The 17,547-nt window shown below is 71.2% G+C and carries 16 protein-coding genes; 6 read left to right on the forward strand and 10 right to left on the reverse strand.

The window, feature by feature from the left end:
• Positions 1-123: 123 nt before the first annotated feature.
• The 5 genes from EAO75_RS28330 (at position 124) to EAO75_RS28350 (ending at position 4,218) form a co-directional block, all read left to right on the forward strand.
• Entirely contained in the window at positions 124-735 is a 612-nt protein-coding gene (locus EAO75_RS28330; protein WP_147997827.1) for a DUF2064 domain-containing protein, read from the forward strand.
• Positions 732-1,574 carry a methyltransferase domain-containing protein gene (locus tag EAO75_RS28335; RefSeq protein WP_147997828.1) on the forward strand — a complete coding sequence of 281 codons (843 nt, stop codon included), beginning with the start codon at positions 732-734 and terminating at the stop codon, positions 1,572-1,574. The genes EAO75_RS28330 and EAO75_RS28335 overlap by 4 nt, the downstream gene beginning before the upstream one ends.
• Before the next feature lie 78 nt (positions 1,575-1,652).
• Entirely contained in the window at positions 1,653-2,840 is a 1,188-nt protein-coding gene (locus tag EAO75_RS28340) for an ABC transporter ATP-binding protein (RefSeq protein ID WP_147997829.1), read from the forward strand.
• Complete coding sequence (locus EAO75_RS28345; protein ID WP_147997830.1) at positions 2,837-3,550, forward strand: ABC transporter permease; 714 nt, start codon at positions 2,837-2,839, stop codon at positions 3,548-3,550. Before EAO75_RS28340 ends, EAO75_RS28345 begins: the two co-directional genes overlap by 4 nt.
• A complete protein-coding gene (locus EAO75_RS28350) occupies positions 3,547-4,218 on the forward strand; it encodes an ABC transporter permease (protein WP_147997831.1) in 672 nt (223 codons plus the stop codon). The genes EAO75_RS28345 and EAO75_RS28350 overlap by 4 nt, the downstream gene beginning before the upstream one ends.
• Positions 4,219-4,269: 51 nt before the next feature.
• On the opposite strand, the gene EAO75_RS28355 is transcribed toward EAO75_RS28350, so the two are convergent.
• Genes EAO75_RS28355 through EAO75_RS28370 form a run of 4 tightly spaced genes read right to left on the reverse strand, consistent with a single transcriptional unit; the run spans position 4,270 to position 8,368 of the window.
• The gene (locus EAO75_RS28355; RefSeq protein ID WP_147997832.1) at positions 4,270-4,845 is read right to left on the reverse strand and encodes a GTP-binding protein; all 576 of its coding nucleotides are present in this window, start codon (positions 4,843-4,845) and stop codon (positions 4,270-4,272) included.
• Positions 4,832-5,272, reverse strand: a complete 441-nt coding sequence (locus EAO75_RS28360; protein ID WP_147997833.1) for a DUF742 domain-containing protein — start codon at positions 5,270-5,272, stop codon at positions 4,832-4,834. The genes EAO75_RS28355 and EAO75_RS28360 overlap by 14 nt, the downstream gene beginning before the upstream one ends.
• A gap of 49 nt (positions 5,273-5,321) precedes the next feature.
• A complete protein-coding gene (locus tag EAO75_RS28365; RefSeq protein ID WP_147997834.1) occupies positions 5,322-5,798 on the reverse strand; it encodes a roadblock/LC7 domain-containing protein in 477 nt (158 codons plus the stop codon).
• A complete protein-coding gene (locus EAO75_RS28370; protein ID WP_147997835.1) occupies positions 5,795-8,368 on the reverse strand; it encodes a sensor histidine kinase in 2,574 nt (857 codons plus the stop codon). Before EAO75_RS28370 ends, EAO75_RS28365 begins: the two co-directional genes overlap by 4 nt.
• 318 nt (positions 8,369-8,686) lie before the next feature.
• On the opposite strand from EAO75_RS28370, the gene EAO75_RS28375 reads away from it, so the two are divergent.
• The gene (locus tag EAO75_RS28375) at positions 8,687-9,643 is read left to right on the forward strand and encodes an ABC transporter substrate-binding protein (protein ID WP_147997836.1); all 957 of its coding nucleotides are present in this window, start codon (positions 8,687-8,689) and stop codon (positions 9,641-9,643) included.
• Between the two features lie 57 nt (positions 9,644-9,700).
• On the opposite strand, the gene EAO75_RS28380 is transcribed toward EAO75_RS28375, so the two are convergent.
• The 6 genes from EAO75_RS28380 to EAO75_RS28405 form a co-directional block, all read right to left on the reverse strand.
• Positions 9,701-11,080, reverse strand: coding sequence for a glycoside hydrolase family 43 protein (locus EAO75_RS28380; RefSeq protein ID WP_147997837.1), 1,380 nt, complete (start codon positions 11,078-11,080; stop codon positions 9,701-9,703).
• Between the two features lie 104 nt (positions 11,081-11,184).
• Positions 11,185-12,144, reverse strand: coding sequence for an ROK family protein (locus EAO75_RS28385; protein ID WP_261989436.1), 960 nt, complete (start codon positions 12,142-12,144; stop codon positions 11,185-11,187).
• Positions 12,141-13,769, reverse strand: coding sequence for a dipeptide ABC transporter ATP-binding protein (locus tag EAO75_RS28390; RefSeq protein WP_147997838.1), 1,629 nt, complete (start codon positions 13,767-13,769; stop codon positions 12,141-12,143). Before EAO75_RS28390 ends, EAO75_RS28385 begins: the two co-directional genes overlap by 4 nt.
• A complete protein-coding gene (locus EAO75_RS28395) occupies positions 13,766-14,590 on the reverse strand; it encodes an ABC transporter permease (RefSeq protein WP_261989467.1) in 825 nt (274 codons plus the stop codon). The genes EAO75_RS28390 and EAO75_RS28395 overlap by 4 nt, the downstream gene beginning before the upstream one ends.
• A gap of 80 nt (positions 14,591-14,670) precedes the next feature.
• A complete protein-coding gene (locus tag EAO75_RS28400; protein ID WP_147997839.1) occupies positions 14,671-15,630 on the reverse strand; it encodes an ABC transporter permease in 960 nt (319 codons plus the stop codon).
• 3 nt (positions 15,631-15,633) lie between these two features.
• Entirely contained in the window at positions 15,634-17,391 is a 1,758-nt protein-coding gene (locus tag EAO75_RS28405) for a peptide ABC transporter substrate-binding protein (RefSeq protein ID WP_147997840.1), read from the reverse strand.
• Between the last annotated feature and the right edge of the window lie 156 nt (positions 17,392-17,547).

Below are 17,547 nucleotides of genomic sequence, written 5' to 3' on the forward strand. Positions count from 1 at the left end.
AGGTGGGGGCGAGCCGGTCACGCACGGGGAGCGCGAGCCCGGTGGGGGCGAGCCGGTCACGCACGGGGAGCGCGAGCCCGCGTCCGCCGCCCGCCCCGGCCCCGTACGGAAGGGAACCCGCCCGTGACCACGCTCCTCGTCATCGCCAAGGAGCCCCGGCCGGGCCGGGTGAAGACCAGACTGACGCCGCCCTTCACGCCCGAGGAGGCGGCCGCGCTCGCCGAGGCGTCCCTCGCGGACACGCTGGACGTCGTCGCGCACACGCCCGCGCGGCGCCGGGTCCTGGTCCTCGACGGGACGCCGGGCGCCTGGCTCCCGCCCGGCTTCGAGGTCGTACCGCAGTGCGTCGGCGGCCTCGACGAACGGCTGGCCGCCGCGTTCGCGGGCTGCGACGGCCCGGCGCTGCTGATCGGCATGGACACCCCGCAGGTGACGCCGGAGCTGCTGACGGTGGACTGGTCCGGCTGCGACGCGTACTTCGGCCCCGCCGCCGACGGCGGTTTCTGGGCGCTGGGCCTCGCCGAGCCGGACCCGGCACGCCTGCGCGGCGTCCCGATGTCGACGCCGCACACGGGCGCCGCACAGCGGGCCCGCCTCGTGGACCTGCGGGTGCGCGAGCTGCCGCGGCTGCGGGACGTCGACACGGCGTACGACGCCGACCTGGTCGCCAGGGGAGCCCCGGGCGGGCGCTTCGCGACCGCGCTCGCACGCTTCGCCCCGGCGGCGGGCCGATGACGGGCCTGCGCCAGCGGACGGCGGCATGGATCACCCGCCAGGCGGGCCCGCCCGCGATCCCCCGCCCGGCCACGACCGGCACCGAGAGCGGACCGCGGCGGGCCTCGGACGACACGGACGTCCTCCTCTCGGACCCCCGCCCCGATACCGAACGGGCCTGGTCCGCCGACCCCTACTCGCTCGCTCTGCACAGCGGCCGCGGCCCCCTGTTCCTGCGCCGGACCGACGGCTGGCTGTTGCCGCTGGACGTGGAGCGCTGGTGTGCGGACGCCGACGCGGCGGACCTGGAGGTGCTGCGGCGCTGCGAGGGCGCGGTGCTCGACGTCGGATGCGGGCCCGGGAGACTGGTCGCGGCGCTGTGCCGGCAGGGACGGCGCGTGCTCGGCATCGACGTCAGCGAGGCGGCCGTGGCGCGCACACTGCGGCTCGGCGCACCGGCGTTGCACCGCTCCGTCTTCGAGCCGCTCCCCGCCGAGGGCCGCTGGGGCACCGCCCTGCTCATCGACGGCAACATCGGCATCGGCGGCGACCCGGCGGCCCTGCTCGACCGGACCGGCCGACTCCTCGCCCCCGGCGGGCTGTTGATCGCCGAGACCGTGCCGGACCTGGACCTCGACGAACGCGTCCAGGTCCATGTCGCCGACGCCCGGGGCGCCCACGGCACCGCCTTCCCCTGGGCCCGGCTGGGCACGCCCGCCCTGCTGCGGTACGCGGAGCGCGCCGGCTGGCATGCCGTCGCCCAGTGGACGGCGGGCGGCCGCTCCTTCGCCGCCCTGCGCAGCCACGGGAGCCGGAACGCGTCACACACCGGCAGAAGCCCCGCAACACAACCGGTCTAGACTCGACCAGCGACGGCCTGCGCAAATGGCCGGAACGAAACGGTCAATTTCCGCCAACCCCGAAGGATATTCGGCGTTTTGATACGGATAGATTCAGTCACCAAGCGATACGCGGACGGCACGGTGGCGGTCGACCGGCTCTCGTTGGAGATACCCGACCGCTCGATCACCGTTCTCGTGGGGCCGTCGGGCTGCGGGAAGACCACCACACTGCGGATGATCAACCGGATGGTCGAGCCCAGCGAGGGCACCATCCTCCTCGACGACGTGGACATTCAGCAGCAGCCGGTCAACACCCTGCGCCGGTCCATGGGATACGTCATCCAGAACGCGGGTCTCTTCCAGCACCGCACCATCCTCGACAACATCGCCACCGTGCCCCGCATGCTGGGCTGGGGCAAGGAGAAGTCCCGGGCCCGCGCGCGGGAGCTGATGGAGCGGGTGGGCCTCGACGGGGCCCTCGCCAAGCGGTACCCGTACCAGCTCTCCGGCGGCCAGCAGCAGCGCGTCGGCGTGGCCCGGGCGCTCGCGGCCGATCCCCCGGTGCTGCTCATGGACGAGCCGTTCTCGGCCGTCGACCCCGTGGTGCGCAAGGGACTCCAGGACGAACTCCTGCGCATCCAGGAGGAGTTGGGCAAGACCATCGTCTTCGTCACCCACGACATCGACGAGGCCGTCAAGCTCGGCACGATGGTCGCCGTCATGCGTACCGGCGGCAAGCTCGCCCAGTTCGCCCCGCCCGCCGAACTGCTCTCCCACCCCGCCGACGCGTTCGTCGAGGACTTCCTCGGCGCCGACCGCGGCATCCGGCGGCTGTCCTTCTTCCCGGCCGCCGGTCTCGAGCTGCTGACCGAGCCCGTCGTGGCCGTCGACGCCACGGCCGAGCGGATCGCCGCGCACGACACGGGCGACGCCCCCTACCTCCTCGTCACGGACCAGGACGGCCGCCCGYWCGGCTGGAGCGAGCCGCGGGACCTGACCGCCGGGGAGATCGAGCCGGCGAAACTCCTGCCGTACGGGCGGCCGTTCGTCCCCGGCACGGACTCGCTGCGCGCCGCGCTGGACTGTGCCGTGCTCTCGCCGACCGGCTGGGCCGTCGCCGTGGACGCCGGCGGCCGGGCCACCGGGGTCGTCTCGCAGCAGACCATCGCCGAGGCCATCCGCGGCGCGCACGCCGAGGGACGCGACGCCGGGGGACGCGACGCCGACGGCCGAGGCAGCGACGGACGCGACGAGGGCCGGACGAACGCGAAGGTCGCCGGATGAACTGGGACCGTTTCTTCGACATCCCCAGCGACCTCCAGGCCAGCTGGCTCGGGCTGATCGGGCTGCACCTGCGCGAGGCCATGCTGCCGGTGCTGGCCGGACTGGTGGTCTCGCTGCCGCTGGCCCAGCTCTGCGTGCGCTTCCGCTGGCTGTACCCGCCGGTGCTGTGGGTGACGACCGTGCTGTACGCCGTCCCCTCGCTGGCCTTCTTCGTCCTCCTCATCGACTACACCGGCCAGACCGAGCTCACGGTGATGATCCCGCTCGCCGTCTACAGCCTCGTCGTCCTGGTCCCGGCGATCGTCGACGGCGTCCGCTCGGTTCCCCAGGAGACCCTCGCCGCCGCCACGGCCATGGGCTTCGGACCCGTACGCCGGTACGTCCAGGTGCAGTTGCCCATCGCGGTGCCGGCCATCATCGCCGGGCTGCGCGTGGCGACGGTGTCCAGCATCAGCCTCGTCAGCGTCGGCGCCCTCATCGGCAACCAGGGCGCGCTCGGCAACCTGATCAACGACGCGAACATCTACAACCGGCCCGAACTCGCCCTGAACGCCGTGCTCACCATGGCCGCCCTGGCGATCCTCGCCGACGGTCTGCTGGTCGTCGTACGCCTGCTGCTGACGCCGTGGATGCCACGCCGGGCGCGTACGACACCGAAGGCGGACCGGCCCGACGGGGCCGCCGCAGCTCTGGAGGACGCAGCCCGGTGAACCTGTTCCACTTCATCAGCGACTTCTTCCGCGACAGCGCCCACTGGCAGGGCTACGACGGCATCCCCACGCGCGTGGGCGAGCACATCCAGTACACCCTCCAGGCGCTCGGCATCGCCGCCCTGATCGCCCTGCCGGTCGGCCTGGTCACCGGTCACTACGGTCGCGGCGGCAACGCCCTCGCCTTCATCGCGGTCGCCGGGCGGGCCCTGCCCACCTTCGGCCTGCTGGTGCTGATGACCCTGCTCGTGGGCTTCGGCATGGTCAACGTGATGACCCCGCTGGTCATCCTCGCCGTCCCCCCGATCCTCGTCACCACCTACGAGGCGATGCGCTCCGTCGACCCCTCACCGGTGGACGCTGCGCGGGGGATGGGCATGAGCGAGGCCGGCGTCCTCTTCCAGGTCGAACTGCCCGCGGCCCTCCCGCTGATCCTCAGCGGCCTGCGCTCGGGCGCCATCCAGATCGTCTCCACCGCCACCATCGCTGCGTACGTCAGTCTCGGCGGCCTGGGCCGCTACATCGTCGACGGCCTCTACCAGCGCGACTACGAAAAGGTAGTCGGCGGCGCCACCCTCGTCGCCGCGATGGCCCTGGCGACGCTCGGGGTGTTCTGGGCCCTGGGTCGGTTCGCGGTGTCGCCGGGGGTGCGCAGCCGGGTCCCGTGAACAGGGCCCCGCGACCCCGGGGGAGTCGCCGAACCGTGGGTGCCGGGCGCGTCAGGCCTCGGTGCGCGCCAGCGCCAGTTCCAGGACGAGCAGCAGAGCGTCCCGTACCGAGCCGCGTTGGCGGGCGTCGAAGACGACCACCGGGACGCCCTCGGTGACGTCGAGGGCCCAGCGGATCTCCTCCAGGGTGTGCTCGACCTGGCCGTCGAAGGCGTTGGCGGCCACCGCGAAGGGGATGCCCTTGTGCTCGAAGTAGTCGACGGCGGCGTAGCAGTCGTCCAGGCGCCGCGTGTCGACGATGACGAGGCCGCCGACCGCTCCCTCGACGATGTCGTCCCACATGAACCCGAACCGCTCCTGGCCGGGCGTGCCGAACAGATACAGCTTCAGCGTCGGGTCGATGGTGAGGCAGCCGAAGTCCATGGCCACGGTGGTCGTGGTCTTGAGCGGGGTGTGCGTGAGGTCGTCCACGCCCGCCGCGACCTCCGTGATGGCGGCCTCGGTGGTCAGCGGCTCGATCTCGGAGATCGCGCCCACGGCGGTGGTCTTGCCCACACCGAAGCCGCCCGAGATCACCATCTTGACCGGCAGCGGCGGTCGTACGGTGGCCGGTTCAGTCGCTGTCACTGCGTACTCCGCGTGCGTCGGGGATGGCGCGCAGGCCGTCGATGACCCTGCGCAGGACGGTTGAGTCGTGGACGACGCCGGCGTCGGGCACGTGCACCGTCAACTGACCCGCCGCGCGCAGGTCCTCGGCGAGGACCCGCACCACGTTCAGGTGCAGCCGCAGCCGGGCCGCGATCTCCGCCAGGGACTGCGGCAGCCGGCACACCGCGACGATGTCGTGCTGCTCGAAGGAGAGCCGGTCGAGCGCGTCGAGCCCCTCGGCGGTGGCCACCACCTGGGTCTCGATGGGCAGCGACGGGCCGTCGCCGCCGTCCGCCACCCGGCCGGCGGTGAGCAGGAACGGCCGCACGGCGGAGGCCTGGCCGACCGGTTCCGGGCCGCTGGGGGCCGGTTCGCTCGGGTCCGGCGGTGGGTTGCCGTCCGCCATGGGGTTGTCCGTTCTCCTCGGCCGGGTGCCCTGTCGTTGTCCGGCCCGGTCAGCCGGCCGACGCGGCGCCGACGCTGTTCTTCAGCTCCAGCACGAGCTGCGGGCTCAGGGCGGCACCGGCGCGGTTGGCGAACACGGTCATCTCGTAGGCGATGTTGCCGAGCTTGGCCTCCTTGTCGGTGACGACGCCGAGCACGGCGCCGCTGCCGATCGCGGAGACCAGGACGTGGCCGCCCTCCAGGTCGATGATGACCTTGTTCAGGCCGCCGAGGCCGTAGTTGCCGGAGGCTCCGGCGGCCAGGCTGGTGATGCCGGAGACGATCGCGGCGAGCCGCTCGGAGTCGGCCTGCTCCCGCAGTTCGGACACGGCGATGAGCAGCCCGTCGGACGAGACGGCAATGGCGTCCACGACACCGGCTGTCTCCTTCGCGAAACGGTTGAGCAGCCAGGTGAAGTCGGCTGCGGCGGCCTTCAGTTCGGCCGGCGTGGCGCCTTGGGCCGGGGTGCCACCTGTCGACGTGCTCACTGCTGCGCTCCTTCCGGGAGGTCGTTCTGGTGGTGCGGGTCGGGGGTCGCGGGTGCGGCGGACCGTTCTTCGTCGCCGCGTCGGCTGTCGCGGTGCGCGCGCTCCACGGCCGCCTCGAACTCGTCGAGCGAGGCTCGTACCGCGTCCGCGTCGAGGGTCGGCGCGCTCTGCCGCGGCGCCGTCTGCCGCTCGCCGGCATCGACGGTCGTGCGCAGGGTCGCGCCACGGACGCGGCGACGCAGCGGGCGGGCGGCGGGAGCGTCGCTCGCGGCCAGGGGAGCCGTCGGCTTCGCGCCGGGCCGGGTGGCGGCGACGGACGGGTCCGGCCGGTCGGCCCGGGCGTGGTCGGCCGGTGCCGAGTCGCCGTCGTCGACCGGGGTCTGCTCGGTACGGGCTTCGGGGACCGTCGGGGCGCTGTCCGGCTCGGACGCCCGCGGGGAGACCCGCCGGGGGAGAGGCCGCGGCCCGTCGCCTTCCGCACCGTCGTCCGGCCGTGTGTCGCCCTCCTGCGCGGCGGGCGAGGGCACCGGGCCGGTCGCCGCGGCGGCAGGGGCGTCCTCAGCCTCGGGCGTCCTCGCGGCGGCGACCGCCGTCAGTGCCGCCGTGGCCGTCGACCCCGTCGTGCTGGCCGTCACCAGCAGCGACGCCGGCACCGTCACCTCGGCCGTCACACCGCCGCCCGGTGTGCGCGACAGGGCGACCGTGATCTCCCAGCGGCGCGCCAGCGTGCCGACCACGAACAGGCCCAGCACCTTCGTCGGTACGACGTCCAGCCGCTCGCGGCGGATCAGGCGCGCGTTCTCCTCGTCGAGGCGTTCGGGGCTCATGCCCAGGCCGTGGTCCGAGACGACGATGACCGCGTCGTCGCCGCCGGCTGCCACTGCCACCTCGACCGGGCTGCCCTCCGGCGAGAACGACACCGCGTTCTCCAGGAGTTCGGCCATCATCAGCGTCAGGTCGCCGATGACCTCCGGCTCCACCCTGACCTCGGTCCGCGGGCGCAGCTCCACGCGCTGATAGCCCTCGATCTGGCCGAGCGCAGCGCGCACGACGTTCGTGAGCGAGGTGGGCCCGGCGTCCAGGCTCGTCTCGTGGATGCCCGCGAGCAGCATCAGGCTGTCGGCGTTGCGGCGCAGGCGGACCGCGATGTGGTCGATGGAGTACAGCCGCTCCAGCAGCGCGGGGTCCGTCTCACCCCGCTCCACCGCGTCGATCAGAGCGAGCTGACGTGTCGTCAGGTTGCTGACGCGGCGGCCCACGTTGCCGAACATCTCGGCGACGTTGCGCCGGCTGAGCACCTGCCGTTCCAGCAGCGCGGCCGCCGTGGTCTGCACCTGGTTGAACGCCTCGGCGAGTTCGCCGATCTCGTCGCGGGCGGTGACCGGCATCTCGCGCAGCCGCGGCGGACCGTCGTCCTCGGCGTCGTCGTCGGCCACCCGGGCCAGTTCCCGCTCGGCGACGACGGCGACCTGCCGCGCGGCATCCGTCAGGGCCGTGACCGGGTGGACCACCGAGCGGCGCACCAGCATCGCGAGGACCAGCCACACCGCGAACCCGAGCACGGCCAGCCCGAGCAGCAGCGCCGCGCGCCACGCGGCCGTGTCGGAGGCGCTCTCCGACTGGTCGGCGATCTGGTGGATGAGCGAGGTGGTGATCGCCAGCCGCGTCCGCGCCTGGTCGCGGTAGGCGCCGTAGGAGTCCAGGGCCGCCGCGAGCGAGGTGCGGATCTCGGCGCGCGAGCCGGCCTCCACGGAGCCGGGGTCGATCTGCAGGTCGGTGAACTGCCGGCTGATGATGCTCTGCGCCGCCGTGTACTTGATCCCGTCGAGCTGGGCGGTCTGTGCGTCGGTCGCGAACCTGGCGAAACGTTCTGCCTGGTGCGTGTACTCCTCGTGGGAGCCGATGGCGTCGATGAACTCCAGGAGCGCGTTGGAGTCGCCGGTCGACGCGGAGAAGACGCCGGTCTCGAAGGCGCTGTGGGCGGCGCCCGCGCGCAGCAGCGAGTCGAGCTGGTTGCCGGTGAAGGAGGTCGCGAGGTCCGGGTTGCGGTCCAGACCGAGGCCGTCGATCAGCAGCTGGGAGGCGTGGGTGTAGGCGGGGTCGATGTTGCTGGCCGGCAGATAACCCTGCTCCACGGTGTCGCGCAGGCTGGTCAGGCCCTCTACGCCCTTCAGCGCCTGCGCCTCGGTCACCGGCAGCCGGTCACCGAAGGCGTCGCGCACCCGCTGGACCTGGGCGTTCACCATGGACTGGGCGGTGCGGTAGGCCGCGGTGGAGGGCTCGCCGCCCTGGGCGGCCTCGTGCCGTACGGAGAGCAGGATGGCCTGCTGGTGTTCGGCGGCCAGCCGGTCCGCGAGGGTGGCGACCTCCGCGCTCTCCCGCACCAGCCGGGCGGCGTCGGCCGCGTCGCGCGACTGCGAGACCTGGTCGGTGATGAGGTAGGCGAGCAGGACCGCGACCACGGCCAGCGGCACCCGGACGAGCAGGTTCAGCTTGCGTCTGAAGGGCCAGCGGTAGGCAAAACCGCGTATACGACGCGGGCGGGGCACGCCCTCCTCGTTCGTGGACACCGAGTTGCCTCCTTCGTGGGCGTCGCACGGCGCGCGAGGTCTCACGTGACCGCTGTTGTTCGGGTACGGAACGGCTTCGTCCGGGGACAGTACAACCCCTTGTTCACCGTGACCGGAACTGTACGTCAAGAATCCGTTACAGCCCCCTGCATCCCAAGCGCCCCGCAACCGTCCCGCCTTTACATCGGAGCACAACTGTCCGTTACCTTCCGATTTTTGAGGCCAATCGGTGACCTGGCCGCTCTTGACTGACCAAGAACCGGCTGGATTGGATCAGTGGAAGAGTTCTCTCAACCCCCTGAATCCGGAACGGGAACCGTGACTTTCACCGCTTCACGCAGCAGGTCCCTCAGGAACCATCCCGGCGCGGCCGCTTTCGCGCTCGCCGCCACGGCGGCGCTGCTGGCGGGATGTTCCTCCTCCGACGACAAGTCCGACCCGCTCGCCGGGGACGGGGCGAGCGGCGACACCGTCGTCGTCGGCTCCAACAACTTCGCCGAGAGCATCCTGCTCGCCGACATCTACGGCGAGGCTCTCAAGGCCAAGGGCGTCAAGGTCACCTACAAGCCCAACATAGGCAGCCGCGAGACGACCTACGGTCTGCTCAAGAACGGCTCCATCACCGTGCTGCCCGAGTACAACGGCTCGCTCCTCGCCTACCTCGACCCGAAGGCGCAGCAGGACACGGCCGACGGCGTGAACACCGCGGTCAAGGCCAAGCTGGACGCCAAGCTGACGCTGCTGGAGTCCTCGCCGGCCGAGGACAAGGACTCCGTCAGCCTCAACGCCGAGACGGCGAAGAAGTACAAGCTGACCGCCGAGTCCACGCTGGAGGACCTCAAGGCCGCCGCCCCGGAGCTGGTGTTCGGCGGCTCGCCCGAGTTCCAGACCCGGCAGCAGGGCCTGAAGGGGCTGGAGTCCGAGTACGGCCTGAAGTTCGAGTCGTTCAAGGCGCTGGACGCGGGTGGTCCTCTGACCCAGGCGGCGCTGACGAAGAACACCGTGCAGGCCGCGGACATCTTCACGACGGACCCGACCATCACCAAGGAGGGCTTCGTCGTCCTGAAGGACCCGAAGAACCTCTTCGGCTTCGCCAACGTGACCCCGCTCGTCTACAAGAGCGGCCTGTCGCAGAAGGGTGTCGACGCGCTCAACGCGGTCTCGGCCAAGCTGGACACCACGACGCTCCTGGACCTGGACTCCCAGGTCCAGCTGGAGAACAAGGACCCGCTCGACGTCGCCAAGGCCTGGCTGAAGTCGGCCGGCCTGGACTGACCTGCTCCAGCTCTCGCGGGGTTGTGACGGGCACTCGTCACAACCCCGCTGTGCTGCTCAGTAACCGACGTGGAAGGTGGCGTCCTGGCGCTCGGTGGCCGTGGAGACGGGATCGATGCGCAGGGCGTAGTTCGCGTGCCTGAGGTAGCGCGTCGGGTTGTTGTACGAGCGGAATGACGCCCAGGAGGCGTCCGCGAGCCCGGCCGTGCGGTAGAAGGTGGCGTCCCCGGCGAACGTCGACGTGCCGTCGTTCACGTCCAGGCGCAGCGCGTAGTCGTAGTGCCGCAGATACCGGGTCGGGTAGTTGACCGACTGCAGCGAGACGCCGGAGGAGTCCGCGAGCCCCGGCACCAGCTTCCACTGCGAGTCGGGGAACGGGTCGAAGGGGTACTCGTCGATCCGGCCGGCGAAGCCGCTGTGCCGGACGTAGCGCGCCGGGTAGTTGTACGACTTGAGCCGGTTCCAGGCGGGGGCGCCCCACTTGGCGAGCAGGTTGCCGTACTCGGTCGATGTGATCGGGTGGATGCCGCAGTGCTTGGAGTTGAGCGGCTGGGTGTAGAGCTTCTGGTCGACGGCCGTCCAGGTGCCGGCGGCCAGGTCGTTGCTCTGCCAGGCGTAGAAGACGCCGTTCGGCGTGTAGGTGTCGCCCCACAGGTACCAGGTGTTGCCGGTCAGGGACTTCACCACCGTCGGGGCCTCGGTGCCGCCGTGCGCCGCCGGGGTGCTGAACGGGGTGAAGCTGCCGGGGTTCAGGGTCGTCGAGCGGGCGCCGACGAGGGTCTGGTCCTTCTTGTAGTAGAGGTAGTTGACGCCGTTCACGCCGATGGTGAGATTGCCGTCGATGACGTCGTACCCCGGGTCGAAGAACACCTGCGGGTCGGTCGTCGTACGGAAGTCGGTCGTGTAGCTGACCATGATGACGTTGTGGCCGCTGCTGTTCACGGACGAATAGAGGATGCCGTACTGGCCGCGTGCGGCGTCCCAGTAGGCCTCCGGCGCCCAGCTGTGGGTGTTCGTCATGTCGTGCAGCTTCAGCAGCCGGTAGCCGGTGAACGTGCGCAGGTCGGTGGAGTCCCAGACGTGGACGTGGACGCTGGTGCGGGTCCAGTCCGTGCCGCTCAGGTCGGTCGCCAGGACGACGAAGGTGCCGTCCTGCTTGCGCAGCAGGAACGGGTCGCGCAGACCGCCGGCGCCGAGGGTGGGGGTGGCGACGGGGTTGTTCTGGTTGAGCGGCGTCCAGCGCAGCGCGTCGGTGCTGACGGCCAGGTGGAGGTTGTAGTCCGCCTCCAGCATGGTGTTGGACTCGGTGAAGTAGACCATCGCGTACGCCGAGTCGGCCGCGTGGGCGCTCCCCGCGCCGAGGGCCAGGGCGCCGGTCGTGGCGAGCGGGACGGTCGCGGCCATGCCGAGGAAGTGTCTGCGGGAGGGGGGTGTCATGTGCTCTCCAGGGGGTGCGGGCCTTCTGGTCGGACGCCGAACGTACGGTATTTCGAACGCAGTTCGGTGAATCGACCAGAAGGTAGGAGAGTGTTGGGTACGCGTCAATCACCTGGTCCGCCTTGGCGGATTTCCGCCATCCGGTCGGCCATGGGCCCCAGTTCCGCACGCGCCCGTGCCGCCGCCCCGATCGCCACCGCGTCGGCGCCGAGCGCGGACGGCAGCACGCGGACAGGATGCCCGCTGACGGGCGGCTCCGCGGTCAGGGCGGCTTGGATCGAGCGCTCCAGCAGAGCCCAGGAGCGGCTGACGCCGCCGCCGACGACCACCGTGGTGACGTCCAGCAGCCCCGCCGTGAGGAGCAGGGCGCGGGCGACCGCGGCACCCGCCGCCTCGTACACGGCGAGTGCGTCCCCGTCGCCCGACACCGCCGCCTCGGCGACCTCCCCGGCCGTGCGCGAGAGTCCGGTGCGCACGGCGTACCGAGCGGCGATCGCACGGCCGGAAGCCAGGGTCTCCAGATGCCCCCGCCCGCCGCAGGTGCAGGGCAGGTCGCCGAAGCCGGGGACGTGCCCGAGCTCGCCCGCCGCGCCGTGCGGGCCGTCGTACAGCCGGCCGTCCAGCCACAGCGCCCCGCCGACGCCGGTGCCCAGCGTCATTCCGAGCGCATCCGGCACGCCCGCCACCGCACCGGCCGTCGCCTCGCCGCGCAGGAAGGCGTTGACGTCGTTGTCCAGGAACGCCGGCACGCCCAGCGCCTCCTCGACCGCCGCCGTCACCCCGAACCCGGCCCAGCCCCGGAACGAGTCGCTGGCCACCAGCACCCGCCCGGCCCGCGCGTCCACCACGCCCGCCGCGCCCACCCCGACGCCGAGCAGCCGCGCGGGCGTACGGCCGAGCAGCAGCCGTACGGCATCCAGCGCGGCGCCGACCATCGCCGCCCCGCCGTCCGCCGCCGGGGTGGGCAAGCCGACGCGGTGCAGGACGTCGAGATCGGGGTCGCACAACACCGCCTGGGTCGTCGTACCGCCGATGTCGACACCGGCCAGCACTGACCGCGTCACGCCTCGGCCCCCGTCCCGAGCGCCGTCCGGTGTTCCCGGCGCCGCCGTTGCAGCACCGGGTCCGGCACGGGCACGGCCGCGATGAGCCGGCGCGTGTAGTCGGTCTCCGGGCGCAGCAGCGTCGTCATGGTCGGTCCCTGCTCCTCGATCCGCCCGTCCCGAAGAACCACGACCCGGCGCGCGAACTCCTGCACGACGGCCAGGTCGTGGGAGACGAGCAGACAGGCGAACCCCAGCTCACGCTGCAACTCGGCGATGACCTCCAGCACCGTCCGCTGCACACTCACGTCCAGCGCGCTCGTCGGCTCGTCCGCGACCAGCAGCCGGGGCCGCAGCACCAGCGCCCGCGCGAGGCTCACCCGCTGCCGCTGACCCCCGGAGAGCTCCCGCGGCCCACGGAGCGCCAACTCCCGGGGCAGACGCACGAGTTCGAGCACCTCGGCGACCCTGGCCCGCCGCTCGGCGGCCGTCATGCCCCGCCGGTGCACCCTGAGCGGCTCGGCGACGCACTCCGCCACTCTCATCCGCGCGTCCAGCGAGGCCACCGGATCCTGCAGCACCACACCGACGCCGGACAGCAGGGCACGGCGCCCCCGGCCCCGGGCGCGCCCCAGGTCGGTGCCGAACAACGACACCCCGCCCGAGGCGGGCGTGACCAGGCCGAGCGCGACCCTGGCCGCGGTCGACTTGCCCGACCCGGACTCGCCCACGAGACCGACGGTTTCACCGGGGCGGACGTCGAGGGAGACGCCGTCGAGGGCCCGCACCCGCCCGAACCGCACGGACACATCACGCAGTTGCACCACGGGAGCCTCCTGTGCCGGGGGAGCGTCCGCACCGCTGAGCCGCAGCCGGGGCACCGCCGCCAGCAGGCCACGCGTGTACTCGTGCCGCGGTCGCAGCAGTACGTCCTCCACGGTCCCCGTCTCCACGACCTCGCCCCGCAGCATCACGGCTACCCGGTCCGCGAAGTCGGCGACCACGCCCATGTTGTGCGTGACCAGCAGCACGCCCGTGCCCGAGTCGGCCGCCAGCCGGCGCAGCAGATCGAGGATCTCGGCCTGCACGGTCACGTCGAGCGCGGTGGTCGGCTCGTCGGCGACGAGCAGTGCCGGGGAGTTGGCGATCGCCATGGCGATGACCACCCGCTGGCGCTGCCCGCCCGACAGCTGGAAGGGGAAGGCCGAAGCCCGCCTGTCCGGCTCGGGAATGCCGACGCGGCGCAGGAGTTCGACCGCCTCGCGGGCGGCGGCCGACCGGGAGACGTCCCGATGGTTCCGTATGACCTCCGCGATCTGGGAGCCCACCCGGGTCAGTGGATCGAGGGCCGTTGCCGGCTCCTGGAAGACCATGGAGGCGGTACGGCCGCGCAGCCGGGCCAGCGCGGCCTCCGGCGCGCCCACCACGTCGGTGCCGTCGACCACCACCCGCCCCGAGGCCCGTGCGGTGCGCGGCAGCAGCCCCATCGCGGCCAGCGCCACCGTCGACTTGCCGGAACCGGACTCACCGACGAGGGCCAGCGTCTCGCCGGGCCGCACGTGCAGCGACGCTCCGCGCACGGCGGGCACGTCACCCGTTTCGGTCGAGAAGGTCACGCCCAGATCGGCGATCTCAAGGATGTTCACCCGCGTCCCCTCACGTCGAAGGCGTCGCGCAGCCCGTCGCCGATCGCGTTGAACGCGCACACGACGAGGATGATCGCGAGGCCCGGCGGAACGATCAGCCACCAGCGCCCGGAGTACGCCGCCGTCAGACCGGCGGTCAGCATGCCGCCCCAGTCGGTCTGCGGCGGCTGGACGCCCAGCCCCAGATACGACACATACGCGATGAGCAGGATGGCGTCGGCGACCTGGAAGGTGGCCGCGACCACGATCGTCGACACCGAGTTCGGCAGGATGTGCCGTCGGATCGCGCGGCCGTGCGTGCCGCCGGTCGCGCGCAGGGTCAGCACATAATCCCGGTTCTTGAGCGTGAGCGTCTCCGCCCGCACCAGCCGGGACGGCACCAGCCAGGACACCAGTCCGAGGATCACGATCATCCCGGGCGTGCCCGGCGAGGTGATCGCGGAGACGACCAGCAGGATGAACAGCGCCGGGATCGCGATCCCGGCGTCCACGACCCGCATCATCACCGCGTCCACCCAGCCGCCCGCATACCCCGCCACCGCGCCCCACAGCGTCCCGATGACGGTCGCGAGCACCCCGGCCGCGAGCCCGACGAGCAGCGAGACCTGCCCGCCGTACATGAGCCGCCCGAGCTGGTCGTGCCCGACGGCATCGGTGCCGAGCCAGTGCGCTGCGCTGGGCGGGAGATTGACCTGGGTGAGGTCGGTGTGGGTCTGGTCGGTGGAGTAGAGGAGCGGACCGATGAAGCAGAAGAGCAGGAAGAGGCCCACCACCGATACGCCGGCCACCGCCAGCAGGTTGCGCGCGAAGCGCGCCCTCAGGGGCGCGGGGCTGTCCCGATGTGCGGCTCCGCCGCGGGGCGCGCCAAGCCCCCACCGTCCCGCAGCCTCAACACGACCACTCACGCCCGCCCCTCCCTCACCCGAGGATCGACAACCCGCTGCACCACATCCGCAAGCAACGTCCCCACCACCGTCGCCACGGAGATGACGAGCACGCACCCCAGCAGCACCGGATAGTCGGAAGACTGTGCGGCGCTCCAGAACAACAGCCCCATCCCCGGGTAGTTGAAGAGCTGCTCGACCACCAACGCCCCGCCGAACAGCACCGGCACGTAGTACCCGAGCATCGCCACGACCGGCGTCAGGGAGTTGCGGAACACATGCCGGAACAGCACCGCGTACTGCCCGGCACCCCCGGCGCGAGCCGTCCGCACATAGTCCTCGGACAGGTTCTCCAGCGTCGCCGCCCGCATGTACCGACTGAACACGGCCACCATGGACGCCGCCCCGGTCACGACCGGCAGCACCAGCGCCGCCGGATCCGCGAACACCTGGGCCAACGTGTCCCCTTGGGGCGCCTGCGACGGAAACCACCGCAGGGTCTGGGTGAACACCAGCACCAGGATCAGACCCAGGAAGTACACCGGCGTCGAGTACGCCACGAAGCTCAGCGTGGTGATGACGTAGTCGGCCGGCTTGTTGCGCCGCACGGCCTGCCACATGCCGAGCGGAATGGCCAGCAGCAGCCCGGCCAGCGCGGACAGCACGGTCAACACCAGCGTCTTCGGCAGCCGTTGCTCGATCAGCCGCGAAACCGCCTCGTTGAGCGTGTACGACGTCCCGAGGTCACCCTGCGCCAGCTCGCGCAGGTAGTAGACGTACTGGACGGGCAGCGACCGGTCGAGCCCCTGCTCGTGGTTGAACGCGGCGATCTGCTGGGCCGTGGCCTGCGGTCCGAGGATCCCGCGGGCGGGGCCTCCGGGCAGTGCGTGCAACAGGCAGAAGACCACGATCGTGACGATCAGGATCACGGCGAGGGCCTGGAGGAGCCGGCGGCTGAGATACAGGAGCGTGTCCATGCGTCAGCCGGTCCACTTCCACTGCGCCGGGTGGAAGTTGGCGAGCGAGTCCTGGGAGAAGCCGCCGAGGCCGCTCCTGACGACCGAGATCTGGTAGACGGGCTCCGGCAGCCAGATCACCGGCAGGTCCTTGGCGAGGGCGGCGCTGTAGTCCTGGACGGCCTTGGTCGAACTCGACGTCGTGGAGGCGGAGATGAGCTTGTCGACCGCCGGGTTGGTGTAGTTGCCGAAGTTCGATCCGCCGCCGGTCTGGAACAGCGAGTCACCGGTCGGGAAGGCGGGGAAGTACCAGCTGCCCGCCGTGCCGAAGTAGGACAGCTGCCACTTGCAGGTCGACTGGTCCGCCTCGCACTGCGGGGTCTGCGCCAGGACCGAGTTGACGGGCGCGGTCCTGATCGAGAACTTGATGCCGGTCTTCGCGAGCGAGGACTGGATCGCGCTCATCATGTTGTCGGTGACGGTCGAGCCGGACTGCGACAGCACCTGCATCTCGAACTCGGTGCCCTCGGCCACGCCTTCACCGCACTGGGAGGCTCCGCTCCCGGGGTCCGTGCAGGTCATCACCCCGCCCTGCTCGGTCCAGCCGTGACCGGTCAGCAGCTCCCGGGCAGCCGTCGTCGAGAACGGGTACGGGTTGTCCTTCTGCGCCTGCGAGACGAAGTCGGATGCCTGTCCTTGCGGGACCGGGCCGTAGCCGGCGACCGCCGTGCCGTTGAAGACGACCTTGGCGAGACTGCTCTGGTCGATGGAGCGCTGGACTGCCTGGCGGGCGTACAGCTGCTTGAACACGGCGCCCATCGCGGGGTTGTTGAAGTTGTACGGCATGTAGGTGATGGCCCATCCGGACCAGGGTTTCACCTCGTATCCCTGCGCGGTGAAACTGTCCTTCTGGTCGAGGTCGGTCGCCTCGATGTAGCCGTAGTCGACGCTGCCGGAGCGCAGGGCGTTCTTCTCGGCCTCCGCCGTCGTGAAGGGAAGCAGGTTCACCGTGGGGATGACCGGCTTCTCGCCGCCGTCGTACTTCCTGTTCGCGGTGAGGACGACCTTGCCGGCCGTCGAGTACGACTTGACCGCGTACGGGCCGCTGATGGTCTTCCACAGCGCGTTCTTCTCGTAGCCGGCGATGTTCTTCGCCGCGTCGTTGAGGTCGGTCCACACCTGCTTGGCGCCGCCGCCCTTGTCCCAGACGTGCTGCGGGAGCGGGGTGATGGAGCTCAGCTCGTTCGCCAGCATCCACTGCGGGTTGTAGGCCTTGTCGAAGGTGATCGTGAAGTGGCGGTCGTCCTCGGTCTTGAAGGAAGTCCAGTTGTCCGGTGCCTGGCCGGGGTTGTAGCCCGCCCACTCGGTCTTGTTCGCCTTGATCAGGTCGAACCAGAACTGGACGTCACGGGAGGTGATCGGCTTGCCGTCGCTCCAGTGCCGGTCGCCCAGCGTGATCCGCACGCTCTTGCTGTCGGGCGCGAACTCGGCGTCGGTGGCGACCGAACCGGCTTTGTTCCAGGCGATCTCGCCGGTCGAGCCGTCGTAGGCGATGAGCGGCTCCCACAGCGTGTTCGCGATGGAGATGTTGTTGGTGTTCAGGTGCGCCGCGGTGCCGATCGGCAGGATCCAGTTCGGCGTGAAGTTCGCGGGCAGCGCGTAGTTGATGGAGTCGCGGGATCCGGACGACGCGCCGCTGCTCCCGGAGCAGCCCGCGAGCAGCAACGTGCCGGCGGACAGGGCGGCGGCAGCGGCGAGGAGTCTCGTGCGAGCAGGGGACATGACTCTCCTCAGGGGACAGAAGCGAGGTGCAGTCAGTGAAAGCCCCGACTGTTCGAAGAAACAGGAGTGCCGCTGTAAAAAGTATGTTTCTGCTGTTCTGGAAATAGCCGGGAGAGGTCTTCGCGGGCCTACTCTCGCTGTCCCGGCCGCAGAAGA

This window comes from Streptomyces sp. UW30 (assembly GCF_008042075.1).
Lineage (GTDB): Bacteria > Actinomycetota > Actinomycetes > Streptomycetales > Streptomycetaceae > Streptomyces.